The sequence below is a fragment of the Peptococcaceae bacterium genome, from assembly GCA_024655825.1.
Lineage (GTDB): Bacteria > Bacillota > Peptococcia > DRI-13 > PHAD01 > JANLFJ01.
The window spans coordinates 14,062-38,859 of record JANLFJ010000003.1 but is presented as its reverse complement, the minus strand read 5'-3'; the positions used below and the strand labels follow the sequence as shown (position 1 = coordinate 38,859).

At 50.0% G+C, this 24,798-nt stretch carries 22 protein-coding genes; 20 read left to right on the top strand and 2 right to left on the bottom strand.

Annotated elements, in window-relative coordinates:
- Window positions 1-246: 246 nt before the first annotated feature.
- From rny to NUV48_01855, 12 genes are all read left to right on the top strand, one after another.
- Complete coding sequence (gene rny, locus NUV48_01910) at window positions 247-1,797, top strand: ribonuclease Y (protein ID MCR4440894.1); 1,551 nt, start codon at window positions 247-249, stop codon at window positions 1,795-1,797.
- A 300-nt stretch (window positions 1,798-2,097) separates the two neighbouring features.
- Window positions 2,098-2,889, top strand: a complete 792-nt coding sequence (locus NUV48_01905) for a TIGR00282 family metallophosphoesterase (protein MCR4440893.1) — start codon at window positions 2,098-2,100, stop codon at window positions 2,887-2,889.
- A gap of 103 nt (window positions 2,890-2,992) precedes the next feature.
- Window positions 2,993-3,253, top strand: coding sequence for a stage V sporulation protein S (locus tag NUV48_01900; protein ID MCR4440892.1), 261 nt, complete (start codon window positions 2,993-2,995; stop codon window positions 3,251-3,253).
- A 74-nt stretch (window positions 3,254-3,327) separates the two neighbouring features.
- Window positions 3,328-4,305 (top strand): dipeptidase, encoded by a 978-nt coding sequence (locus tag NUV48_01895; protein MCR4440891.1) that lies wholly within the window; start codon window positions 3,328-3,330, stop codon window positions 4,303-4,305.
- On the top strand, window positions 4,274-5,143 hold the full coding sequence (locus tag NUV48_01890; protein MCR4440890.1) for a PHP domain-containing protein: 870 nt from the start codon (window positions 4,274-4,276) through the stop codon (window positions 5,141-5,143). The genes NUV48_01895 and NUV48_01890 overlap by 32 nt, the downstream gene beginning before the upstream one ends.
- Window positions 5,144-5,214: 71 nt before the next feature.
- Window positions 5,215-5,481, top strand: a complete 267-nt coding sequence (locus NUV48_01885; protein MCR4440889.1) for a translation initiation factor 2 — start codon at window positions 5,215-5,217, stop codon at window positions 5,479-5,481.
- 1 nt (window position 5,482) lies between these two features.
- Window positions 5,483-6,037, top strand: a complete 555-nt coding sequence (gene cobU / locus NUV48_01880; GenBank protein MCR4440888.1) for a bifunctional adenosylcobinamide kinase/adenosylcobinamide-phosphate guanylyltransferase — start codon at window positions 5,483-5,485, stop codon at window positions 6,035-6,037.
- A 48-nt stretch (window positions 6,038-6,085) separates the two neighbouring features.
- The gene (cobS, locus tag NUV48_01875; protein ID MCR4440887.1) at window positions 6,086-6,826 is read left to right on the top strand and encodes an adenosylcobinamide-GDP ribazoletransferase; all 741 of its coding nucleotides are present in this window, start codon (window positions 6,086-6,088) and stop codon (window positions 6,824-6,826) included.
- A 39-nt stretch (window positions 6,827-6,865) separates the two neighbouring features.
- On the top strand, window positions 6,866-7,483 hold the full coding sequence (locus NUV48_01870; GenBank protein ID MCR4440886.1) for a histidine phosphatase family protein: 618 nt from the start codon (window positions 6,866-6,868) through the stop codon (window positions 7,481-7,483).
- A gap of 17 nt (window positions 7,484-7,500) precedes the next feature.
- The gene (locus tag NUV48_01865) at window positions 7,501-7,800 is read left to right on the top strand and encodes a YkvA family protein (GenBank protein ID MCR4440885.1); all 300 of its coding nucleotides are present in this window, start codon (window positions 7,501-7,503) and stop codon (window positions 7,798-7,800) included.
- 95 nt (window positions 7,801-7,895) lie between these two features.
- Window positions 7,896-9,350 carry an IMP dehydrogenase gene (gene guaB, locus NUV48_01860; GenBank protein MCR4440884.1) on the top strand — a complete coding sequence of 485 codons (1,455 nt, stop codon included), beginning with the start codon at window positions 7,896-7,898 and terminating at the stop codon, window positions 9,348-9,350.
- A gap of 89 nt (window positions 9,351-9,439) precedes the next feature.
- Window positions 9,440-10,258, top strand: coding sequence for a polysaccharide deacetylase family protein (locus tag NUV48_01855; GenBank protein MCR4440883.1), 819 nt, complete (start codon window positions 9,440-9,442; stop codon window positions 10,256-10,258).
- Here the strand turns inward: NUV48_01855 and NUV48_01850 are convergent.
- On the bottom strand, window positions 10,251-11,267 hold the full coding sequence (locus NUV48_01850) for a rod shape-determining protein (GenBank protein MCR4440882.1): 1,017 nt from the start codon (window positions 11,265-11,267) through the stop codon (window positions 10,251-10,253). The genes NUV48_01855 and NUV48_01850 overlap by 8 nt on opposite strands.
- A 183-nt stretch (window positions 11,268-11,450) precedes the next feature.
- Here NUV48_01850 and NUV48_01845 point away from each other — a divergent pair, with 183 nt between their 5' ends.
- Window positions 11,451-12,956: an aminotransferase class I/II-fold pyridoxal phosphate-dependent enzyme gene (locus tag NUV48_01845; protein ID MCR4440881.1), complete on the top strand. Its 1,506-nt coding sequence runs from the start codon at window positions 11,451-11,453 to the stop codon at window positions 12,954-12,956.
- 55 nt (window positions 12,957-13,011) lie between these two features.
- Here the strand turns inward: NUV48_01845 and NUV48_01840 are convergent, their stop codons facing one another.
- Window positions 13,012-13,974, bottom strand: coding sequence for a peptidoglycan-binding protein (locus NUV48_01840; protein MCR4440880.1), 963 nt, complete (start codon window positions 13,972-13,974; stop codon window positions 13,012-13,014).
- A 172-nt stretch (window positions 13,975-14,146) separates the two neighbouring features.
- Here NUV48_01840 and NUV48_01835 point away from each other — a divergent pair, with 172 nt between their 5' ends.
- The 7 genes from NUV48_01835 (at window position 14,147) to NUV48_01805 (ending at window position 24,793) form a co-directional block, all read left to right on the top strand.
- Window positions 14,147-15,004: a patatin-like phospholipase family protein gene (locus NUV48_01835; GenBank protein MCR4440879.1), complete on the top strand. Its 858-nt coding sequence runs from the start codon at window positions 14,147-14,149 to the stop codon at window positions 15,002-15,004.
- Between the two features lie 116 nt (window positions 15,005-15,120).
- Window positions 15,121-16,434 carry a tRNA (N6-isopentenyl adenosine(37)-C2)-methylthiotransferase MiaB gene (gene miaB, locus NUV48_01830; protein ID MCR4440878.1) on the top strand — a complete coding sequence of 438 codons (1,314 nt, stop codon included), beginning with the start codon at window positions 15,121-15,123 and terminating at the stop codon, window positions 16,432-16,434.
- A 70-nt stretch (window positions 16,435-16,504) separates the two neighbouring features.
- Entirely contained in the window at window positions 16,505-19,141 is a 2,637-nt protein-coding gene (gene mutS / locus NUV48_01825) for a DNA mismatch repair protein MutS (GenBank protein ID MCR4440877.1), read from the top strand.
- A 45-nt stretch (window positions 19,142-19,186) separates the two neighbouring features.
- On the top strand, window positions 19,187-20,863 hold the full coding sequence (locus tag NUV48_01820) for a hydantoinase/oxoprolinase family protein (protein MCR4440876.1): 1,677 nt from the start codon (window positions 19,187-19,189) through the stop codon (window positions 20,861-20,863).
- Window positions 20,856-22,187, top strand: a complete 1,332-nt coding sequence (locus tag NUV48_01815; protein ID MCR4440875.1) for a histone deacetylase — start codon at window positions 20,856-20,858, stop codon at window positions 22,185-22,187. The genes NUV48_01820 and NUV48_01815 overlap by 8 nt, the downstream gene beginning before the upstream one ends.
- Window positions 22,188-22,193: 6 nt before the next feature.
- Window positions 22,194-24,002 carry a DNA mismatch repair endonuclease MutL gene (gene mutL / locus NUV48_01810; GenBank protein ID MCR4440874.1) on the top strand — a complete coding sequence of 603 codons (1,809 nt, stop codon included), beginning with the start codon at window positions 22,194-22,196 and terminating at the stop codon, window positions 24,000-24,002.
- Window positions 24,003-24,016: 14 nt separating this feature from the next.
- A complete protein-coding gene (locus NUV48_01805) occupies window positions 24,017-24,793 on the top strand; it encodes a class I SAM-dependent methyltransferase (GenBank protein ID MCR4440873.1) in 777 nt (258 codons plus the stop codon).
- The last annotated feature ends 5 nt before the right edge of the window (window positions 24,794-24,798 follow it).

Here is a 24,798-nt window from a genome sequence, read left to right as displayed (position 1 = left end):
AGTTATTTCAAGAAATATTAGAATGATAATGGATAAATCCGGTTGTTTTAATCTCCATCGTTGGATTTTAGCATATATATTAACTCAAAGTATATATAAGCTTTAAATCCCGGTACGGGTTTTGTATAGCCAGATGCAGCTTTGCCCTCCGAGGGCTAAGTATGGTCTTGACCCGCGGTAATGATATGATGGATGCTTAAAATAACCGAATTAACTCGGTTTTTTTTATTAGTCGAAATAATAAAGATGGAGGTGAAGAAGATTCTTTACTATGTTGTTATAGCGTTGCTGGCACTTGCCTGCGGGTCCTTTGCCGGGTATATCGTCAGAAAAAAGACGGCGGAAGCAAAGATAGCCTCAGCGGAAGAAGCCGCGGTGAAATTGCTGGAGGAAGCTAAAAGGAACGCGGAAGCCAGGAAAAAAGAAGCGATTCTGGAAGCAAAAGAAGAAGCCCACCGTTTCCGTATGGAAGCCGAAAGGGAAATGAGAGAACGGCGCAATGAACTGCAGAGATTGGAAAGGCGACTGCTGCAAAAGGAAGAAACGCTTGATAAAAAGACAGATTCAATCGAACGTAAAGAAGAGATGCTCCATAAAATGGAGCATGAATTAAACCACCAAAAAAGAAACCTATCCGAAGTTTTGCAAAAACAAATGTCTGAGCTGGAAAAAATATCTAATCTGTCTTTTGAACAGGCGCGTGAAATACTGCTGGCGCGGGTAGAAGATGAAATCAAGCATGAAACGGCCATGTTAATAAAGGAATATGAAAACAAGGCCAAAGAGGAAGGGGAAAAGAAGGCGCGGGATATTATCTCTCTCGCCATTCAGCGCTGCGCCGCCGACCATGTGGCCGAGTCAACCGTTTCCGTTGTCGCCCTGCCCAATGATGAAATGAAAGGACGGATTATCGGTCGAGAAGGAAGAAATATCAGGACTTTGGAAACCCTGACGGGAATTGACCTGATCATTGATGATACGCCGGAAGCCGTAATACTTTCAGGTTTTGATCCTATTCGCCGGGAAGTGGCCAGGAATGCCCTAGAAAAGCTGATCCAGGATGGAAGAATCCATCCCGCCCGGATAGAAGAGATGGTTGAAAAATCACAAAAAGAGATTGAACAGAAAATAAGGGAAGAAGGCGAACAGGCAACGTTTGAAACTGGCGTAAACGGCCTGCACCCGGAGCTCATCAAAATACTGGGACGGCTTAAATACAGGACAAGCTACGGCCAGAATGTTTTGAAACATTCCATCGAGGTGTCCCATCTCGCTAAAATCATGGCGGCCGAAATAGGGGCGGATGTGGCTGTTGCTAAACGCGCGGGGTTGTTGCACGACATCGGCAAGGCAGTCGACCACGAAGTTGAAGGGCCGCACGTCGCAATTGGGGCAGACCTGGCCAAAAAGTACAGGGAGTCATACGAAGTCGTGCATGCGATTGCTGCTCACCACGGCGACCAGCCTTTTCAAACAATCGAAGCGGTGCTGGTGGCTGCCGCTGATGCCATTTCGGCAGCCCGGCCCGGAGCAAGAAGAGAAACTCTCGAAGCGTACATCAAACGCTTGGAAAAGCTGGAGGAAATTGCTAACGCTTTTGAAGGCGTCGAGAAGTCATATGCCATTCAAGCAGGCAGGGAAATAAGGATAATCGTAAAACCCGAAAAGATCGATGATGCCACGTCTGTCCGTATGGCGCGCGATATTGTCAAAAAGATTGAAGAGAATCTTGAATACCCTGGACAGATAAAGGTTGTTGTCGTCAGGGAGACAAGAGCGGTTGATTACGCAAAATAAACCTGAAAGCAAAAACGGTAAGAAACGGCTGCCTGCAGCCGTTTCTTATTACGAATTAGTGAGCAACAACATTGTTTAAATGCTTTTTTACCATTGGTACAAGAACCCAAAATTGACCCGGGAAGAGGATTTTAGCCTGAGGCAACGAATAATGAAATTTGTGTACATAACGCAAAGAATGGTATATGTGAGGCAAAAGCCGAAAGGAAGAAGACAAAACGATGAAGAAACGATTAGCCTGCTTACCACTTAGGTAATAATATATTTGCGCGAGCATAATGTTATATGGAGGAAATTATGATCCGGATCATGATGGTGGGGGATATTGTAGGACGTCCTGGAAGAAAAACAGTAAAAGAACTGGTAAAACCATACCGCAAGAAATACAACCTGGACGTGGTTATTGCCAACGGAGAAAACGCTGCCGGCGGCAACGGTCTTACTCAGCCGATTGCCCGTGAAATGTATGATGCGGGTATTGATGTCATTACTATGGGCAATCACACCTGGGATAAAAAAGAAATATTAGAATTCATTGAGCACGACCCGCTGTTGATCAGGCCGGCGAACTACCCCCCCGGAACACCCGGAAGGGGGAGCGTCGTCTTGAGCCTGCGAGGCGGTTTAAAGCTGGGAGTAATTAATTTGGCAGGACGTGTTTTTTTACCGCCCCTGGACTGCCCTTTCCGCGCGGCAGAATCGATTGTTCGGGAAATGAGAAAGGAGACCAATTTGATAATCATAGACTTTCATGCCGAGGCCACTTCGGAAAAAATCGCGTTTGGTTGGTTTATGGATGGAAGGGTATCGGCTGTTGTCGGGACGCATACCCATGTCCAGACCGCGGATGAACGGATACTGCCTCTTGGTACAGGGTATATTACGGATGTAGGCATGACCGGTCCCCGCGATTCTGTACTCGGGGTGGATAAGGAACTGGTTATAAGGAAATTTATGAGCCAGATGCCTACCCGCTTCGAAGTGGCAGGCGGTCCTGTCCAGTTTAACGCCCTGCTGTTGGATATTGACGAATCATCAGGCAGGACGTCGAAAATTGAAAGGATTGATGAAAAAATGATTAGAAATACTTAAATTTGTCCAACATTTGACTCTGGATTTTAAAGGAATTTCATAAACCGTGTAGAATAGTTATTATACAAATCTTACTATGCGCGTGAGTTGGGAGGTAACAAGATTGGAAGTTTTAAAGGTCTCAGCAAAGTCCAGCCCAAATGCGGTGGCAGGCGCACTGGCCGGTGTGATCCGGGAGAGAGGTTGTGCAGAAATTCAGGCAATAGGAGCCGGGGCTTTAAACCAGTCCGTAAAAGCGGTAGCTATTGCCAGGGGCTTTGTAGCTCCCAGCGGTATTGATTTGATCTGTATCCCCGCTTTTACCGACATCGTGATTGACGGGGAAGAAAGAACGGCGATCAAGCTTATCGTGGAACCCAGATAAATATTTTTAAACTGGGCCTGTTGATTGACAGGCTTTTTTTGTTTTATTTATTAACCAGGCAAGAGGTGAGGTTTTTGAAAAAAGAATGGCGGGAAAGATACGAAGAAATGACAGTTGTGGACGGCCACTGCGATACCATATTAGAATTGTACAAAAAAAAGAGATGTTTTTGGATGGAAAACAATAAAGGGCACCTTGACTGGCCGCGTCTGAAAAAAGGCAAGGTAAACCTGCAGTTTTTGGCCTTTTATATTGAACCGGCGTATAAACCGGCCGGGTCTCTGGCCAGGGTATTGGAACTGTTGGCATATTTCCGGTCACTGCAGGAAGAGAATAAAGAACGGCTTGAGGTGGTGAGAGAAAAAAACGACCTGCGGCGGCTGGGCCCCGACGTGACCCGGTTCTTGCTCGCGATTGAAGGCGGGGAGGCGATCGAAGGCAAGCCGAACATCTTAAGCATCCTTTTTGAACTTGGATTCCGCTGTCTCACCATTACCTGGAACCAAAGAAACAGCCTGGCTGACGGCGCATGGGAAAATGAAAGCCGCGGCGGGCTTACGAGGCTTGGACGGGACGTGGTGCAGGAAATGAACCGGTTGGGTATGCTTATCGATGTCTCGCACATGGCTGAAGCAGGCTTTTGGGATGTGATGGAGCTTAGCAGCAAACCGGTAGCCGCCACCCATTCCTGCTGCAGGGCGCTGAAAGACCACCCGCGCAATCTTAGTGATAAACAGCTGCGTGCGCTGGCTGAAAACAATGGTATAATAGGAATAAACTTTTTCCCGGGATTTTTGGGAGATAATAATGTCGGGATAGAGAAGGTTGTTGAACACCTGGAGCATGCCGCGGAAGTGGCCGGTGTTGACCACGTCGGATTAGGGTCGGATTTTGACGGCATAAATAAAACTCCGGCCGGCCTGGCAAACGTCGCCTGCTTGCCCGACCTTGCGGAAAGGCTGTTTAAAAAAGGCTGGAAAGAAGAAAACATCAAGAAAGTAATGGGAGGTAATTTTATACGTGTCCTTTACGAGGTTCTTCCGGGAGAATAACAGCGAGGAGAAAATGGACCTGCATGTGCACACCAGTGCTTCCGACGGGCTTTATTCACCCGCCCAGGTAGTGGAACTGGCCAGAAAGAAAAATTTAAAGTATCTTGCCATTACTGACCATGATACCACAGCAGGCCTTTTCCGGTTAAAAGATGCCAACAGCGACCCGTTTTTACTGCAGGTTATCCCGGGGATAGAGTTAAGTGCTGAATACTGCCGGTACGAGGTCCATATTTTAGGATATTACATTGACATTTTTAATCCTGAACTTCAGAATAAATTGGAGGAATTGGCCGCTTTCAGGGAACTGCGTATTGAGAAAATGGTTGGCAAATTGAATAAAGCGGGGTACAAACTTTCCCTGGATGATGTCAGAAAAAAAGCAGCCGGTTCTGCCAGTGCCGGCAGGCCTCATGTTGCCCTCGCCCTGGTAGAAAAAGGTTATGTCAAAAACATGGAAGAGGCCTTCAACAGGCTGCTCAACCCGGGCTGTCCAGGGTATGTGAGCCGCTGCAGGCTGTCACCTTTCCAGGCCATTGGGCTGGTAAAAACGGCGGGCGGCGTACCGGTGTTGGCCCACCCCGGTTTGGGTTTCCCGTTTGAGCTGCTGGAACCTTGTATGGAGGCGGGCCTTAGGGGAATAGAGGCGTTTTATCCGCTGCATACAAGGGAGATGGAAGAATACTGTTCACACAAGGCCGAAGAGCATGGTCTGATAATTACGGGAGGCTCCGATTTTCACGGGCATGAACCAGGTGATATAAATAATTTGGGCGCTGTTTTTGTCCCGCCCGGAACTATAAGCTCTTTAAAAAAAGAAGCCGGAATTTCGGGCTGACAAAAGACTATGAAAAAGCTCCCGGGAATATAATAAAAATGAGAATATATTGCGGGAGCTGATCGTAAACGATGGGTTATGAACAAGAAATCTGGCTGCTCCGCCGGCGGGTTAAGGAATTGGAAAAACAAGTGGAACAGCTGCGGGTAAGCAGAAGGGTTTTAATGAACCTCATCGAAAGAATGGAAGAAGAAAAGAAAAATAGTGTAAGCAGGCTGGAGAAAGAGAATAAAAAACTGCAAATGGATAACCGCAGGTACGCCAAAAGGTTGATGAAATACAACTCTTACCTGGTGGAGTTAAAGGATGAACAACGCAGTTTGATGGAGGAACTATAAATTGGGAAAATTAATTATTGTTTCGGGGGCTGCAAGGAGTGGTAAAAGCCTGTTCGCTGAAAAACTCGCTGCAGGTATGGACAAGCATGTGGCCTATTTGGCCACGGCACAAGCACTGGACCGGGAAATGGAAGAGAGGATTGAACGGCATAAGAAAAGGAGGCCGGCTGGTTGGCAAACCTTTGAGGAACAAACTGCCGTGCACCTGGTAATAGAAAAACACCACCCGGCTTATAAGGTGTGGCTTTTAGACTGTGTGACCCTTTACGTTTCGAACCTGCTTTTTTCCGTGGTTAAGGACGTGCATGAGGAGAAATTGGCTGATAAACGCATCGAGGAATACATTTTTCAGAGTATTGACAGCCTGATGGAAACGGTTCGCCGCCTTGATCTCACCCTTATCGCTGTGACCAACGAAGTGGGTTGGGGCCTGGTGCCGCCTGACCCGCTCAGCCGGTTGTACAGGGATGTGGTTGGTTTTGTTAACCAGAAAATGGCCTCGCATGCTGAGGAAGTGTACCTGGTTGCCCTGGGTATACCTGTAAGGCTAAAATAAATTACAGTTTGAAAGCGCTAAAGATTTATCGATAGCAAGGTGGTTTTATTGAAAAGGTTTCTAACTGCGCTCCAATTTCTTACTCGTGTGAATTTAATAAAGAACGCGTACAATCCTGAAGACGATTTTAAGGATTCCACGGTTTTTTTCCCGCTGGTCGGTTTGCTTATTGGCGGCCTGCTGGCCATGGCCGCACGCGCAGGCAGCATTTTTTTGCAAAAGCCTTCCACCGTGCTCCTTGTAATCGTCCTGGAAATTGTCATAACAGGGGGCTTGCATCACGATGGTTTAATGGATTCCTGCGACGGGCTTTTATCCGGCTGCGGCAGGGAAAAGATGCTGGAAATAATGAAAGACAGCAGGGTTGGCTCGATGGGAGTGCTGGGACTTGTCGTTCACATTTTGATCAGGGTCCTGCTTCTTCTTGAGCTGCCGGCAAACCTGTATGTGCAGGTCCTTCTCGTTATGCCCATGCTGGGGCGCTGGGCTATGGCATGTGCCATTTCCTTGTTCCCGTACGCCAAGCAAGAGGGCTTGGGAAAATTATTCCACGGTTATAGTGGTAAAATCAACCTGTTCTGGGCCTCACTTTACACCCTCATTTTTTCTATAGTCATTTTGCCGGCAAAATTGTACCTGGCCTTGCCCCTGACGCTGTTTTGCGTCTACTTGGCTGCCAAGAAGATCAATAACGCTTTAAAGGGGCTTACAGGCGATACCTACGGCTTGATAAACGAGATGACCGGGTCATTTTTTTTATTCTGGTCCGTGTTCTCAGGCCGGTTCTAGTTTATAATGTTAGGTAAAGAAAAAGAAAGAGGAGTAAAAATGACAGCCCGTATAATTCTTATTCGGCACGGCCTTACATTATGGAATTATGAATTGCGTTATCAGGGGCATACTGATACCAGGTTGAATAGTGAAGGAGTCAGGCAGGCCAGGGCCCTCCGGGAAAGGATAAGGAACGAAAAACTGGTGGCCGTCTTTTCGAGCGACTTGAGGAGGGCTGTGGAGACGGCGCAAATAATAGCGAGTTCGCATCGACTCGAGGTAAAAACGTCTCCTCTACTGAGGGAAATAAATTTCGGGGTCTGGGAGGGATTGACTTACCAGGATATTGAAAGGGATTACCCGGAACAGTTAAGGATATGGAAAGAAGCCCCGCATCTTTTAAAAGTGGAGCGGGCGGAGACTTTTGTTGAATTGAAGGAGAGGGCTTTAAAGGGCTTGCAGGAAATACTGGCTGTTTATCCAAGCGGAAACATCGCGGTGGTAACCCACGGAGGAACTATTGCCGCAATGCTTTGCGGCCTTTTAAACGAACCGCTCTCCAACATGTGGAAATACCGGCAGAAAAACGCGGCCGTAAACATAGTCGTTATTAGGGGAAAAGAGGTCACGGTAGAGCTGCTGAATGACACGTCGCATCTTGAAGAAACTGGATAAGAAAGGAGGAATCAGTCATGGCTGCTTTCCGCAGCAAATGGAATATGATCTGGAATATTCCTCGTCTCATAAAAACGAGCTGGCTGCTATTAAAGGATCCCCGTGTCCCCGGGGGAAACAAACTCCTTCTTTTGCTGTTGGGGGCGGGTTATTTGCTTTGGCCGTTTGACCTGGTACCTGATGTGCCGCTGATCGGCCAGCTTGACGACCTTGGCCTTATCTTTTTGCTGTTGAACTGGTTCGTCAACAGGGCAGTTCCCGATGACCACATTGAAGCTGATTATTATTTCGAGGAAGATGAAGAGAATAAAAAATAATATTCTGTCCACTGCGGTTCTCGATATGATATAATTCCAATAATACGAAGTAGCCCGAAATAAATCTCAAGGAGAAAAGGGGGAATTTTTTTGTGCTGCCGGATAAATTCAAAGGGGAGGGACTGACCTTTGACGATGTTCTCCTCCTTCCGGACAAATCCCAGGTGTTGCCGCGAGATGTTGATATTACAACAAACCTCACCCAGAATATTAAACTCAACATACCGATCATGAGCGCCGGAATGGACACCGTGACCGATTCCAGGATGGCCAGGGCTATGGCCAGGGAAGGCGGCATCGGGGTCATTCATAAGAATATGACCATAGAAGAGCAGGCCTTGGAAGTTGACAAAGTGAAACGTTCGGAGCATGGCATAATCACCGACCCTGTTTTTTTAAGCAAGGACCATACCATTTACGAAGCGCTGCAGATCATGGAACGTTACCACATTTCTGGAATACCCATTACTGAAGGACATAAACTGATCGGCATACTGACCAACAGGGACCTGAGGTTTGAGAACGATTACAGCAAAAAGATAGACGAGGTCATGACCAAGGACAACCTTATAACGGCGCCTGTTGGAACGACGATAGAAGAGGCCAAGGAAATACTGCGCAGGTATAAAATAGAAAAGCTTCCCCTGGTCGATAAGGACTTCAACCTGGCCGGGTTAATAACCATCAAGGATATAGAAAAAACAATCAAATACCCCAACTCGGCGAAGGATGAAAACAGCAGGCTTCGTGTTGCCGCGGCCGTAGGGGTAGGGAATGACACCATGCAGCGGGTGAAGGCACTCGTGGAAGCAAAGGTAGACGTTGTGGTTATTGACACGGCGCACGGGCATTCCGAGGGAGTCCTTCGGACGCTTGAACAGATAAGACGCGACTATCCCGGTCTTGACATTATTGCCGGCAATGTGGCAACTGCCAGAGCTACGAGGGAACTGATCAGCGCGGGAGCGAGCGCGGTCAAGGTAGGCATAGGACCCGGCTCGATCTGCACGACCAGGGTGGTAACAGGCGTGGGCGTGCCTCAGATAACGGCCATTTATGAGTGTGCCAGCGAGGCCATGAAATATAAAATACCCGTCATTGCCGACGGGGGGATCAAGTACTCCGGCGACATAACAAAGGCTCTGGCGGCAGGGGCTGATGTGGTAATGATCGGCAGCCTCCTGGCAGGAACAGAAGAAAGCCCTGGCGATGTAGAAATATATCAGGGGAGAAGTTATAAAGTATACAGGGGAATGGGTTCCATCACCGCTATGAAGGAAGGTTCTTCAGACCGTTATTTCCAGGAGAATATTCCTAAACTTGTGCCCGAAGGCGTAGAGGGGCGCGTGCCGTACAAAGGGCCGGTATCCGAAACCATTTACCAGCTGGTGGGCGGCCTGCGGGCAGGGATGGGTTACACGGGCTGCAGGACTATTAAGGAACTGAAGACCAAAGCCAGGTTTATCCGACAGACCCCGGCAGGTCTTAGAGAAAGCCATCCCCATGACATCCAGATCACCAAAGAAGCGCCGAACTATTCCTTATCATAATCATAGATGTTTAGAAGAGAGTCAAAACGGCTCTCTTTTTTATTTATAGGCCAGTGAACTGGTCTAGATTGAGCGTTTATGAATAAAATGTGATAAAAAAACGGGAAGGAGGGATTACCATTTCAATTGTATATTTTTCCAAAAGGCATGCAGCCGGATTCCTGCTGGCGGCAACCATCCTGCTGGCGGTCTGCTGTTTCTTTCATGTGCCCATTATGGATACTGCCGGGGAAGTGGTCAGTGTTCTGGTCGCGGGAACAAACAAGCTCCATCCCATATATGCGGTAGACCTCCAGGAAAAGAAAGCGGCTTTTTCTTTTGATGCTACCTGGGGAAGCAGCAGAACCCCTCAAATTTTGCAGGTCTTAGCAAAGCACAACCTTAAGACGACTTTTTTTCTAACCAATATCTGGCTTAATTCATACCCGGAACTGGCAAAAGAGATTGTGGTTCAGGGTCATGAAACCGGTCTTCACACAGCAAGCCATCCCAGTCTGCCCGGATTAAACGATGAAAAAATTCGCCGCGAGCTTGTCGAAAACCGGCAGAAAATTATCGAGGTGACAGGTGAGAAGCCTTTTCTGTTCAGACCACCCTTTGGCGCATATAATAACCGGGTTATTACGATTGCCAGGGAAGAGAACCTGGTCCCGGTCCAGTGGAGCGTTGATTCGCTAGACTGGAAAAATCTCTCCGCCGAAGCGATCATCCAGCGCGTAACTCAAAGGATCCATCCTGGAGCCATTGTTCTTTTTCATAATGACGGCACCAACACGCCCCAAGCGCTGGAACCGATTATCGAATATTTAAAAAGTGATGGTTACAGCATTATTCCTATTTCCGAGCTTATATACAAAGATAATTATTATATAGACGTGAACGGAATTCAAAAATTAAAAGTCAACTGACCCGCCAATTTACGGCCAGCTTCCTTAAAAGATTGATTTCCTCCAGTGCCTTTCCCGTTCCCCGGGCTACGCAGGTAAGAGGGTCATCGGCCACGTGAACGGGCATATTTGTATGCCGAGCAATAAATTTGTCGATGTTTTTTAGGAGCGCGCCGCCGCCGGTCAAGGTCATGCCGTGGTCAATGATATCAGCGGCAAGTTCCGGCGGCGTCTTTTCTAGAGTGGACCTGACGGCCTCAAGAATTGACTGCAGCGGTTCACTTAGCGCTTCACAGATTTCTTTTGAAGTTACTTCAATCCCGTTGGGTAAGCCGGTTGCCAGGTCGCGACCTTTAATAAAACAAGTAAGGTTTTGAGGAGGGTCGATGGCGTAACCGATTTCAATTTTGCCTTTTTCCGCTGTTCTTTCGCCTATATCAAGGTTGTAGGATTTTCTTAAATAACGCGCAATAACCTGGTTCATTTCATCTCCGCCAACCCGCAGAGATTTGCCCACGACGACTCCTCCCAGAGAGATCAGGGCTACTTCGGAGGTCCCGCCGCCGATATCCAGCACAAGGTTCCCTGTTGGTTCGGCAACAGGCAAACCTGCTCCAATGGCTGCGGCAACAGGTTCCTCGATCAGGTAGGCTTCTCTTGCCCCTGCCTGGTAAGCTGCTTCCAACACCGCCCTTTTTTCCACCTGCGTTATCCCGAGGGGAATGCCGATCAAAACGCGCGGCTTGGTCATTCTTGCCCCTTTCATTGCTTTGGAAATAAAATATTTCAGCATCATTCGGGTTGTATTGAAATCAGCAATGACACCGTCTTTGAGAGGGCGAATGGCCACAATATTTGTGGGAGTCCTGCCGATCATTTCATTTGCTTCATTACCTACGGCCAGCAAGCTGCCGGTTTTTACATCTATGGCCACAACCGACGGTTCTTTGAGGACTATCCCTTTTCCTTTCATAAAAACAAGGGTGTTGGCGGTTCCAAGATCAATCCCGATGTCTTTAAAAAGATGCAGTCTTAATCTGAACGGTTTATTATAACCCAAAAACGTCACCTCTTTTTACTGTATACGGGCTTTGCAACCAGTTATTATTAGTATTTTAAAAGGTTTTCTGTAAAATACATGCCCGGGGTTATTGAATATTTGATGAAAATATGTTTTAATACTCATTGTGTATAAAACAGGTGGTGGGTATAATTGAGGATTGATCGACAAAATAAGACACCTATCGTTGCCGCGCTACTTAAATACAGCAAAGAGAAGACCATCCCCTTCCATGTTCCTGGCCATAAACAGGGTAAAGGAAACAGGGATTTAAAAAAACTGCTGGGACCAGCATGTTTAAAAATCGACCTGACTTGTATGGAAGACCTGGATAATATCTGCACCCCGGTAAGCGTCATTAAAGAAGCGGAAGCACTGGCAGCAGAACTGTACGGAGCGGAAAACGCCTTTTTTCTGGTGAATGGTACGACCGGCGGCATTCAGGCCATGATTATGAGCGTTTGCAATCCTGGTGATAAGATTATTATCCCGAGAAACGCGCACAAATCGGCCATCGGCGGGTTGATATTAAGCGGAGCTGAACCGGTTTACGTCGAGCCGGAAATAAACGAGCAGCTTGGCATTGCCATGGGGGTTAGGCCGGAAACGGTGGCCAGGGCGCTGGAATCGCACCCGGACGCCAAAGCCGTGTTTATGATTAATCCCACCTATTACGGGATTGCTTCCGACTTGAAAAGCATAGTGGAGATTGCTCATTCCTTTCAAATTCCCGTAATAGTTGATGAAGCTCACGGGGCCCATTTGAATTTCGATAAAAATCTGCCGCTTTCCGCCATGGAAGCCGGCGCCGACCTGGCTGCCAGCAGCACCCACAAATTGGGTGGTTCATTAACCCAAAGTTCGCTCCTGCTTCACCAGGGGCAGTTGATCAAGCCTCAAAAAGTCAAAGCGGCTTTGAATTTAACCCAGACGACAAGCCCTTCTTATCTCCTTTTGGCTTCCTTGGATATTGCCAGGCGGCAGCTGGCGGGGAGAGGAAAGGAAATGATAAACAAGGCTTGGCAGTTGTCAGTTTGGGCGCGTGAGGAGATTAGCAAAATCGAGGGTCTTTATGTAATGGGCGAAGAGGTTCTCGGCCAGTTGGGGTGTTATTCTCTTGATCCGACCAAAATAGTGATTAATGTTAAGGCGCTGGGACTTTCCGGGTATGAAGCGGAGAAAATACTGCGGAAGAAATACCATATACAGGTTGAGCTTTCCGACCTGTTAAACATTATTGTTCTCGTCAGCATAGGCGATGACAAAAGAAGCCTCTCCCGCCTGATTGAAGCTCTTGCCGCAATGGCCGAGGCACAAAGCCACAGCAATGTCGTAAAATATTTCATACCGCTGCCGGCCATCCCGGAGGCGGTGGTTTCACCACGAGAAGCCTTTTACGGAGAGAGCAGGACAGTCCCGCTTAACGAGGCAGAAGGCGAGATCAGCGCTGAAATGGTCATGGCCTACCCGCCGGGAATACCTATTGTTTGTCCCGGAGAACGGATTACCAGAGAAATAATTGATTATATCAACATCCTAAAAAACGAAGCAGCCGAACTGCAAGGGACTGAAGACCCTGAGGTCGGGATGATCAGGGTGTTAAACAGGCGGCTTGTTCTCATTCAAAACGAAGAGACGTTAAACCAGCAAGTAATCTAATTAAACAACTAGAAAGGAGGCCTGGCGCCTCCTTTTAATAATCTCTTAATGGCTTTTACCACAGGCCGAGGATTTCATACTCTCTTGTCCCAAACTGTCCGGTTTGTTCAAGGTTGTATTTTTTTTGGAATTGCAGCACGGCCCTTTCCGAAATACGACCAAACATCCCGTCAGGCTCATGATTATAAAAACCGCGGCGTTTCAATTTTTCCTGAACGTACCTGACGGCAGCATTATTGTCTCCCCTGTTCAGGCGCTGAATGCCCCCCGACATATAACCGAACGGGTTTCCGACCACAAATACGCGTGTGCCTGTCTTTATCCAGGGATAGATCCTTTCAACATCGGTATTCCGCATGCGGAAACAACCGTGGCTGGCCATGGATCCTATGGACCAGGGACGGTTTGTCCCGTGGATGCCGTAAATGCCCCAGGGCACATTTAGACCCAGCCAGCGTGTTCCAAAACCTGTTCCCCACCCGGACGCTTTATTGATGACAGTCCAGTTTCCGATCGGCGAAGGGGTTTCGGCCTTGCCGATGGCGATGGGGAACTGCGCATAAGGAGCACTGTCGCTGAGGACGATCAATTTTCGGCGAAACGTGTCAATGACCACAGACACTTCTCCTGACGGGGGAGACAGTTCCTTGGAGACAGTCGCCTTTTCCAGTTCGGCAGCCAGCTTAAGCCAGACGTGATAGCGGACAACCCCGTCGGGCGCAAGTCCTGATTTTTCCTGAAAAGACCTGACGGCCTGCGCCGTTTTTTCGTCAAAAACCCCGCTGCAGTCTCCGCGGTAATAGCCGGTTTGTTTTAAGGCTTCCTGGACTTCCAGGATATAAGGTTTCTCGGAACTAGGGGTTTGGATGGACAAATCCGGGAAATTTTCGATACAGCAAGGGCATTCGTGGTTCCCGGGCGCTGTGTCAGCTGCAAAAACTGCCTGTCCCGCCGCCAGAACGCAACAAAAGAAAAACTGTAAAGCAGTTTTGAAAAACGCCTGTTTGTTGATTGACAAAAACCATGTCACCTCCCCGAATGTTCAGGTTTATTTTCTCATAGATGAAAACAATCGATGCGTGCTTTTAAAAAGCCCGCATGGTAATATTTCCCAGGCAATCAACTTTCGCACCCCGCTGGCTGTTTAAATCATATAGTGTAACAAGACTGTTTGAATGGGGATTGGACGTATGACGTTGGGTCTGGTTTTTTCTGGGGGCGGGGTAAGAGGTGGTGCGCACATCGGTGTTCTTCTGGCTCTTCACGAGGAGAAAATATTTCCGGGGATGATTGCCGGAACCAGCGCCGGTTCAATAATAGCTGGTCTTTACGCCTATGGTTATTCGCCGGAAGAGATCAGGTTGATCGCCCGGAAGATCGGCAGCAACTGTTTTGATGTGGATTATAAAGGCATATTGAAAACAATGGTTTCCCTGTTTTGCCGGGGTAATATTCTCATCAGCGGGCTGATACATGGTGATTTGCTGGAGTGCATGTTTTTCAGGCTGACAAAAGGGGCCAGGTTAAAAGACGCAAAAATCCCGGTCGCCATCACTGCCGTTGATATCAACAATACCCATCTTGTTATTTTTACAAACTGCAACACCAGGTTTATGCGGCAGGAAGACTGCGTGTACCTGACCGGGAACACGATCGCGGAAGCCATACGCGCAAGTATTTCCATACCGGGGATCTTCAAGCCCAAGATGATCGACAAGATGAGGCTGGTGGACGGCGGGGTGCGGGCCAACCTTCCCGTTGAAGCCATAAAGAGAATGGGTGCGCGCAAAGTGATAGCGGTAAACCTGGGCTATAGCGGATATCCGGTTCCCGGGGTGGACGATATACTGGAGATTTCTCTACAGTCAATTGACCTGATGATTTATCAAATAACCAGGCCGAGCCTGGCCATGGCCGATGTTGTCATAACCCCTTCCTTTTGTGATGTGAAACACAGCGACATGAGCAAAATAGATTACTTAATCGAGTGCGGCTACCGGGCGACAAAGAGCGAAATCCCAAGAATAAAACAACTGCTGGCGCGTTGAACGGCACAATGCCGGAAACGTTTGTAATTCCGGGATGTGTTATTATTGAGTTTCTTTATTAAATTGAATTATAGTATAGTTGTGATAGCAGGAATAATAACGAACGAGGGGATGACATGCGGTTCTTTCTTACAACATTCGGTTGCCAGGCTAATGAAAGAGACTCGGAGATCATCAGGGGCCTATTGATGGAAAAAGGGTATGAACCTGCGGAAAAGCTAGATGAAGCCGACCTGATACTTTTTAATACTTGCTGTGTCAGGGAAAAAGCGGAGGACAAGGTTTTCAGCCAGGTAGGCAAATTGAAGGAACTCAAGTCAAAGCGCCCGGACCTGGTGATCGGGATCTGCGGCTGCATGGTCCAACAGGAGAGTATGGCTGAAACAATCCGCCGCCGCGCCCCGCATGTTGATTTGATCTTCGGCACTCACAACGTTCATGAGCTTCCCTTGCTGCTTGAAAAACTAGGCAGGCAAAAGGCTGCGCAGGTGAGCGTTTATCCGGAAATGAAGAATGTCATCGAGGGGCTCCCCGATAATCGACAGTACTCTTTCAAAGCGCTTGTTCACATAACATACGGCTGCGACAACTTTTGCACCTACTGCATTGTGCCTTATGTCCGCGGGAGGGAAAAAAGCAGGCAGCCGAAGCATATTATATCCGAAATCAAGAGGGCAGTCTCGGACGGTGCTGTCGAGGTAATGCTGCTTGGACAGAACGTGAACTCATATGGAAAGGACCTCCGGCCGCCGATGACCTTTGCCAGGCTGCTGGAAGAGATCGACGGGATAGAAGGATTAAGGCGCATCCGGTACATGACTTCTCATCCCAGGGATTTTTCGGACAGGCTGCTGGAAACTATTGCCCGCTCCAAAAAAGTTTGCCGCCATTTTCACCTGCCCGTACAAGCCGGAAGCAACAGGATATTGCGGCTAATGAACCGCGGTTATACAAGGGAAGAATATTTGATTCTCCTAGAAAAGGTGCGCCGGCTTTTTCCGGAGGCAGCAGTCACCACTGATATTATTGTAAGCTTTCCGGGCGAGACGGAAGAGGACTTTGCCTGTACCCTGGACCTGGTTGAGCGTGCCAGGTTCGACTCGGCGTTCACTTTTATGTTTTCGCCTCGCCGTGGAACCCCTGCCGCCGTCATGGAAGGCCAGCTTTCCCAGGCCGTGAAAAAGGACAGGCTGCAGCGATTGATGAAACTGCAGAACAAGATAAGCCTGGAGATCAACCAGTCGTTGAAAGGAAAGGTACTGGAAGTGCTGGTGGAAGGCCGCAGCAAGACTGCGTCGAACATCTTGACAGGCAGAACTGACGGCAATAAGACGGTTCTTTTTTCGGGTCCGGAAGAACTCGCAGGCCAGATAGTAAAGGTAAAGATAACCAGCCCGCAGACATGGGTTTTAAAAGGCAGGCTTGTTTAATGTGGTATAATTAAATTTAAGCATTGAATCACTGCCCAAACCACCTGCCAACAAGGAGCGTAAGATGCCGATGCTGGGAAAAACACCCATGATGCGCCAGTACCAGGAAATCAAGGCCAGGTATCCCGATACCATTCTTTTCTTTCGCCTGGGAGATTTTTACGAGATGTTCGGTCCCGATGCCGAACTGGCTTCCAGGGAACTGGAAATAACCCTTACCGGCAGGGACGCCGGCCTGGAAGCGCGTGTGCCCATGTGCGGCGTTCCCTACCATGCGGCCGATAATTACATAGCCAGGTTAATACAGAAAGGGTACAAGGTAGCTATTTGCGAGCAGATTGAAGACCCCAGGTCAGCCCGGGGAATTGTCAGGCGCGAAGTTACCCGCGTCATTACTCCCGGTACAGTAGTTGAATCGCAGATGATTGCAGCGCAGTACAGCAATTACCTGGCAGCGGTGACAGGCCGGCAGTATGCCTGGGGCCTGGCCTACTGCGATGTCTCGACAGGAGATTTTTATGCTGCGGAGTTTACCGGTCCTGACGCTGAAAACAGGCTCAAGGACGAACTTTTTCGTCTCAGCCCGTCGGAGGTCCTGTTGCCCGGTGAAGGGATCAAAGACAAAACCCCGGCTTTTATAAACTGCCCGGCAGCCACTTACCTTGAAAAAGGTGTTTTTTCTTTCCGGAGAGCCAGCCAGATTCTCCTGGAACATTTCGGCGTATTATCGCTTGAATCGTTTGGCTGCACGGGACTGACGCTGGCTGTTGCGTGTGCCGGAGCGATTATTTTTTACCTGCAGGAAACCCAGAAGGCGTCGCCACGGCAGATTAAAACGCTAAAACAATACTCGCCGGACTTGTACCTGCTCATAGACAGCACGACTTTCCGCAACCTGGAATTGACCAGAACAATGCGCTTCAATGAAAAAAAAGGGTCATTGCTTGAGATCATGGATAAAACGAAAACGGCTCCTGGTTCAAGGCTGCTCAGGCAGTGGTTGGAAAAGCCGCTCACTGATAAAAACGTCCTTGAGGAAAGATTATCGGCGGTGGAGGTCCTGACCAAGCAGTGGTCGCAGCGCCAGACCTTGCGAAAACTGCTAGAGGAGATTTATGACCTGGAAAGATTGATGACCAGGATTCTTTACAATAGGGCCGGACCAAGGGAGTTGGTTTCCCTGAGAAATTCCCTGGCTGTTCTCCCGCAGATCAAAAATGTGCTTGGTTCACTGGAAGGCTCGGCATACCTCAAGCGCCTGCACGGCGAGCTTGAGACCCTGGATGAGGCATACCGGCTCCTGGCGCGGGCCATTGAAGAAGATCCGCCCTATAACCTGAACAACGGCGGGGTTATCAGGCAGGGGTATGACCCTCAAATAGACGACCTGCGCTCGTCCAGCCGGCACGGGAAAGAATGGATAGCCAGGCTGGAAAGCGAAGAAAAAGAGAAAACCGGCATCAAGTCGCTGAAAGTAGGTTTCAATAAGGTATTCGGGTATTATTTCGAGGTGACCAAAGCCAATCTATCGCTTGTTCCCGAATACTTCCAGAGAAAACAGACCCTGGCCAACGGGGAAAGGTACGTCACGAAAGAGCTTCTCGAACTTGAAAACCAGGTGCTGGGAGCGGAAGAAAAGCTCCTGGCCCGCGAGCTTGAAGTTTACAACCAGGTCCTCGCGGAGATAGGCGCTGCCGCCGAAACGCTGCAAAAAACCACCCAGGTATTGGCCCAGGTAGATGTACTGCAGTCTATGGCTGAACTGGCCGTGCAGAACGATTACGTCCGTCCTTCTTTACTAGACAAGGAAGAAAACCGGCTGTTTTTCCGCGAGCTGCGCCACCCGGTGGTGGAAAAACTTTCGGCAAATAATTATTTTGTGCCCAACGACCTGCAGTTTGCCGGGGACACGAGCCTATGCATTATTACGGGACCAAACATGGGGGGGAAAAGCACCTATATTCGCAGCGTGGCCCTGGCTGTTGTTATGGCCCAGGCGGGAAGCTTCGTCCCGGCTAAAGAGGCCGTCATTTCGCTGCGAGACAGGGTCTTCGCCAGGGTGGGGGCGAGCGACGACCTGGGAAGCGGGCAAAGCACCTTCATGGTGGAGATGAACGAGGTCGCCAATATCCTGCGAAATGCCACGCCTTACAGCCTGGTAATACTCGACGAGGTGGGCAGGGGGACAAGCACATACGATGGTCTCAGTATGGCCTGGGCAGTCAGCGAGTATTTGGCCACAGTTCTTAAAACAAAGACGCTCTTTGCCACACACTACCACGAATTGACCCGCCTGGAAGAGAGCTATCCTTCGATTAAAAACCTCAGCGCCTCCGTTAGGGAAAAAGGAGAAGAAATTATTTTCCTGCACAAGATTGTGGAAGGGCCGGCTGACAGAAGCTACGGCATCCAAGTCGGGCGTTTGGCCGGGCTTCCGCCGGAAGTGATCGGCAGGGCTGAGGACGTTTTGAATAATATGGAGAGAAGGCACATTGACGGGCAAGATAATCCTGCTGCTGTCACGCGGCCGGAACAGGATAAAGAAAAAACAGCCGGTTTTGTTCCGGAAGACGCTGCCGGGAGTGAATGCCTAGCCTTTCTTGAAAAAATGGACCTGTTGAACATCACACCTCTGGAAGCCTTGAACAAACTCTACCAGCTCCAGGAGATGCTGAAAAAAGAAAGACGCGGAGGCGTCGAAAAGTAAAATAAACAGCTAACCTGGACAAGAAAAGGAGGCGGCAGTGACGGTTTGGAAATTGGCATAGATGTCGGAGGGACATTTACCGACGGCGTGGTCATGAACGGCGGCCAAGTGGTGAACTGGGTAAAAAAGGAGACGGGCGAAGACATCGCTTCTTCCATCCAGGGTGTGCTGGAGCAACTGCTGGCAGGTATTGATCCGTTTTCTGTAAAACGTGTGGTTTTAAGCACAACCCTGATTACGAATATAATCGCTCAGGGGAGGGTGGCGCCTGCCGGCTTGATTTTGCTTCCCGGTCCGGGTGTAAACCCGCGGGATTTACCTTTTGCCGCTAAGGCGGAAATCATTAAAGGGGCCGTGGATTACCGGGGGAGAATCATCGAAAAAATCGATCCGGCGGAAGTTTCAGCGGCGCTGAAAAGGTTCCTGGACAGCGGTATATCGCGCATTGCCGTTGCCTGCAAGTTCAGCCAGCGCAACCCGGCCCTGGAAGAAGAGATAAGCAGGCTGATCGAAGAAGAGTGTCCTGCAGTCCGGGTGTTGGCCAGCAGCAGGGTAAGCGGTCTGCTAAACTGGGTCAGAAGAGCTAACGGCGCGGTTTTCAGCCTGCAGGTTTCCGATGATTACCGTTTATTTGCCGGCGAGGTTGCAGTGTCGATGGAGCGTTTGGGTTTGAAATGCCCTGTCTGCATACTAAAAGCCGACGGCGGCACTATTCCGCTTGAACAATCGCTTCAGCGACCGTTGGAAGGGATTTTTTCGGGACCTGCGGCCAGTACATTGGGAGCCCTGGCAGCGGGAGGCGAAGGTTTGACCAGTGTGGTGATGGACACAGGGGGCACGACCACCGACCTGGCCCTGGTTCTTGAGGGCAGGCCCCTTTTCTCGGAAAAGGGAGCATTCGTGAACGGTTACCCTGTATGCACAAGGGCTATGGCGGTCGCTTCTTTGGCCCTGGGAGGGGATTCGACCATAACCCTGGAAAACGGCAGGGTTGTCCTGGGGGAAAGGTACGGGAAGGCCATGTGCCTGGGAGGGGCACGGCTTACCGTTACAGACGCTCTTGTCTACCTAGGACTGAGCGACCTGGCGGGCAGGGAAAAAATACTGCCGATCCTGGAGGAAATGTCGCGCCGGCACGGTCTTGAGGCCGGCGAACTGGCGGAAAAAGCGGTTTCCATATTCCTTGAGTCCCTGGAAAGGAAGTTGGAAGAGATGTTTGCGGTGTGGGAGGAGGAGCCGGCCTACCGCATCTGGCAGGTAATATCGGGGCAAAAGAAACGACCCCGCACCGTTGTTTGCCTGGGGGGACCCGCCAAGGGGCTCGGAATACTTTGGGGGAAGAAGAAAGGATGGCAGGTAATCGTTCCCCGCCATGCCCAGGTGGCGAACGCTATTGGCGCGGCGCTGTCAAAAACTACGCTGCGGCTGGACTTTTTTGCCGATACCCAGCAAATGATTTATTCCACCAACATTGGCGGGCTGCACGGTTCGCTGGAACACATTCTTCCCAACCTGGAAGAAGCGAAACAATTTGCCGAATCCCTTTTCCGGCAGGCAGCAAAAGAATTGGATATGCCCGTTTCACGCAGTGAGACGCTTTACGAGGAAGGATTCAACATCATTCGCGGGTGGAACACACTAGGAAAGATATACCAGATAGGGATGCAGACGCCGCCGGGGCTGCGAGCTTTCTTGGAAAAGGGGGCGGGAACCGGTGCGTAAGACGGCTTTAATCTTTTTTCCGGCTTTCGACTGGGCAATTTCGCCGTCACATCCGGAGCGTGAAGAAAGGCTTCTTTATACCAGGGATCAGATATTTGAAGAAGGTATCCTGGATAACCCCAGGATAGTGGAATATAAACCGCGCCTGGCGGAAATAGAAGATGTCGAACGCGTCCATTTTTGCGTGCCCGATGTTGCAAGTCAGACAACCAACGCGCATTTGATTTCAGCCGGCAGCGCTCTTAAACTGGGAGATGCGCTGTTAAACAGGGAAATTAGAAACGGTTTTGCGTTGGTAAGACCTCCCGGGCACCATGCCATGCGCGTAGTCCACGGGAACAGGGGATTTTGCAATATAAACAACGAGGCAATCCTGGTGGAATACCTGCGATTCAAATACGGCATACGCAGGATAGCGGTTGTTGATACCGATGTCCATCACGGCGACGGAACCCAGGATATTTTTTATCATGACCCCGATGTCCTGGTTGTTTCCCTGCACCAGGACGGCCGGACCTTGTATCCCGGTTCCGGTTTCGTTGATGAAGCGGGAGGTCCTGGGGCCTATCTTAAAACTATAAACATCCCACTGCCTCCCGGAACAACTGACGAAGGGTTCCTTAAGGCCTGGCGCCGGGTCATCAAGCCGGCACTGGAGGCGTTCAAACCGGAGTTGGTCATTAATTCGGCCGGGCAGGACAATCACTTTACCGATCCTCTGGCCAATATGAGGGTAAGCGCGGCCGGTTACGGGAAACTGACAGAGGAGTTGAAGCCGGACCTGGCCGTACTTGAAGGCGGGTATGCTGTCGAGACGGCACTGCCGTACGTTAATCTGGCCATCCTGCTGGCCCTGGCCGGCGAAGATTACAGCAACGTCATCGAACCGCAAAAAAGGGGAACTGTACTGCGCCAGTCCGAAGAGATCGAGCAGGCAATAGACCGGATTACCGGTTACTGGCAGGAGAAACTGGGCCGGGAACCGCCCGGTAAAGACGAACTGTTTGGCGGAAAAGGGCTGTATTTGCGCAGCCGTAGCATCTATTATGACACCGACCAGATATACGAGCAGCAGCGCGAATCGGTTGAATACTGCCCGGATTGCCCGGGGCTTTACCAGGTGGAATCCCGGGCCAAAAAAACCTGGGGAGACAGCCGCTGGATATGGGGCATGTCCATACCACTGTACGCTTGCCCGGCCTGTCAGGCCAGGGCTTACGAATACTGGGAAAAGATAATTGGAAAGAAAAACTCAGGGAACGGGCCTGACTGCTTTTACCTCCAGGACAAAAAGGGAAACCGCTACTTGAGAGAAAAAGGGTGAAAAAAAGTGGCCAGCATTCACTTGCTTGATGAATCGACAGCCAACCAGATAGCGGCGGGCGAGGTTATAGAGCGGCCATTTTCCGTAGTCAAGGAACTGGTTGAAAACGCCATTGACGCCGGAGCGTCCACCATCACGGTTGAAATCCGCCAGGGCGGGTTAAGCTATATCAGGGTAACGGACGACGGCTGCGGCATGTCCGAGGAAGACGCGCTTCTTTCCGTAAAAAGGCACGCCACCAGCAAAATCAAAAGCCTTGATGACCTAAATGCACTGCAGACACTGGGCTTTAGAGGAGAAGCGCTGCCCAGCATAAATGCGGTGGCCAGGTTGGAAATACTGACCTGCGCAGCAGGTCAAACGCAAGGTACGAAAATGAAACTGGAAGGCAATAAACTGCTTGACGTGGAGCCTGCCGGCGCTCCAAAAGGAACAAGCGTGACGGTGAGAGACTTGTTTTTTAATACCCCTGCCAGGAAAAAATTCATGAGGAACGAGAGTTACGAAGGCGGGCTTATTCACGAACTGGTGTCGCAGTTTTCTCTTGGCCACCCGGCCGTTAATTTCCGATTGATAAGAGACGACAAGGAAGTTCTTAACACTAAAGGGGTGAACAACATCCCCGAACTGATAGAGTTGTACTATGGGCCTGAGGCAAGAGGAGCACTAGTCTCCGTAGAAAAAGAACTGCCTCCCCACGGCAAGGTTCGGGCTTTCCTGACCGGTGCCGGTTACAGCAGGGCGAACAGGAAGGCGGTATTTATTTTTGTCAACTCTCGGCGGGTCATTTCCAGGGAGCTGCTTGCGGCGGTGGAAGAAGCCTACGAAAACATGCTGCCGGGAGGTCGCTTCCCACTGGCTGTAATGCACCTTGACCTGCATCCTTCCCTTATCGATGTCAACGTGCACCCGAGCAAGCTGGAGATACGACTGCGCGAACCGGCCATTGTCGCCAATCTGATCGCCGTATTAAAGGAAGGGCTTCGGGAAGTTAAAGAAGTACCGCAGTATATACCCGGTTTTGTTCTTTCAAACGATGTTGGAGAAGAACAGGCCCCATACCGCCAGGTTTCTACTGCGCTCCGGCCATCGCAAGACCGGCAGGAATCTTTTCGGGATTTTTTTTCCTGGGACAGCGGAAAATTGGAGGAAAAACAAAGCGCGCCAGCGCGCGAGGAAGTGTTCCAGGTACCGGAGGATGCGCGGCGGGAAAGCCCTGCAGCTGGACGTGGCGCCGGAAGGCTGCCTGAATTGAGGATCATCGGCCAGTTAGCCGGAACATTTATCCTGGCGGAAGGAGAAGAAGGGCTTTATCTTATCGACCAGCACGCCGCTCACGAAAGAATAATCTATGACCGCATGGTGAAACAGGCGGAGGCCGGTCCGATGGAAAGCCAGGTCTTGCTCGAACCGGTTCCCGTCCAGCTTACCCCGCTGGAAGAAGAAACAGTTATCGAAATGATTCTTCCTCTTGCCGATCTGGGAATCATTCTGGAACACTTCGGGACTTGCCACTACCTGCTGCGGGCCGTGCCTGCCATCGTAAAAAGTGTTCCGGAAGATTTTTTCCGCTCATTAATCCAGCATTTTTCAGAAAGGCATAAAAAGCCAAACCCTGTCGATGTCCGGAAAGAATTTATCATCCTGGCATCCTGCAAAGGGGCTGTAAAAGCCGGACAGAAACTGTCCGTTGAAGAGATGCAGCGCCTCATCGACGACCTGAACAGCACGGCATGTCCTTTGGTTTGCCCGCATGGGCGGCCAGTTATAAACTTAATTTCTCATAAAGAAATACTCAAGGCCTTTCGCCGGTAAGAGGACATGAGTGCATGAGAATCGCCGTAACCACCTCAAGGGATGAAGAGATGACGGAAAGCCGGGCGCAGCGCATTGCCAGGGAACTCGATGTTCCCTGGATACCCAGGCGCGGGCGGAGCCTGGACAGTATTAGGGCTGAACACATGCTCGATTATTTGCTGGTCGTGGAGCGGGAACAGGTCGTCTTAAAAGGAGCTACCATTCTGAACTGGCATCCCAGCATGGCTGTTCCCAGGATTAAAGCCTTGCGCGAGGGGAAAAAGGACCCCATGGTTGAAGCGATGGCCCTCAGGGAAGGAAACAGCGTCCTCGATTGCACCCTGGGCTTAGGTTCCGATGCCCTGGTTGCCGCATACGCCGCTGGCGATGGCGGGAGCGTTACCGGCCTGGAGGCAAGCAAGTACCTGGCCTTTATTACCAGATGGGGCCTGCGGCATTTTGGCGGTCAAAATAAGCATTTGCGGAAGGCCACAGACCGCCTAAAAGTTATCAACGTCGATTTCCGGGAGTTTTTAAAACAGCAGGCGGCCGGCAGTTTTGACGTGGTTTATTTTGATCCCATGTTCCGGCATGGCCGGAAAAAATCATCATCTATCAACGCGTTAAGGCCGCTGGCCAAACACGACCCGCTGAATGAGGAAGACATACGGGAAGCGCTGCGGGTGGCAAAATGCCGCGTTGTGGTAAAAGAAAGCGCCAAAAGCGGCGAGTTTGCCAGGCTAAAAGCCCACTTCGTAAGCGGGGGGCGTTACAGCCCTGTGGCATACGGCGTTTGGGAGAAAAGTTAAATGGA

What these genes read in the sequence shown, in the direction of transcription:
- miaB (MCR4440878.1), top strand. Translation starts at nt 15,121, where the DNA reads ATGCGGTTCTTTCTTACAACATTCGGTTGCCAGGCTAATGAAAGAGAC.
- mutS (MCR4440877.1), top strand. Translation starts at nt 16,505, where the DNA reads ATGCTGGGAAAAACACCCATGATGCGCCAGTACCAGGAAATCAAGGCC.
- rny (MCR4440894.1), top strand. Translation starts at nt 247, where the DNA reads ATGGAGGTGAAGAAGATTCTTTACTATGTTGTTATAGCGTTGCTGGCA.
- NUV48_01805 (MCR4440873.1), top strand. Translation starts at nt 24,017, where the DNA reads ATGAGAATCGCCGTAACCACCTCAAGGGATGAAGAGATGACGGAAAGC.
- NUV48_01885 (MCR4440889.1), top strand. Translation starts at nt 5,215, where the DNA reads ATGGGTTATGAACAAGAAATCTGGCTGCTCCGCCGGCGGGTTAAGGAA.
- NUV48_01865 (MCR4440885.1), top strand. Translation starts at nt 7,501, where the DNA reads ATGGCTGCTTTCCGCAGCAAATGGAATATGATCTGGAATATTCCTCGT.
- NUV48_01835 (MCR4440879.1), top strand. Translation starts at nt 14,147, where the DNA reads ATGACGTTGGGTCTGGTTTTTTCTGGGGGCGGGGTAAGAGGTGGTGCG.
- NUV48_01870 (MCR4440886.1), top strand. Translation starts at nt 6,866, where the DNA reads ATGACAGCCCGTATAATTCTTATTCGGCACGGCCTTACATTATGGAAT.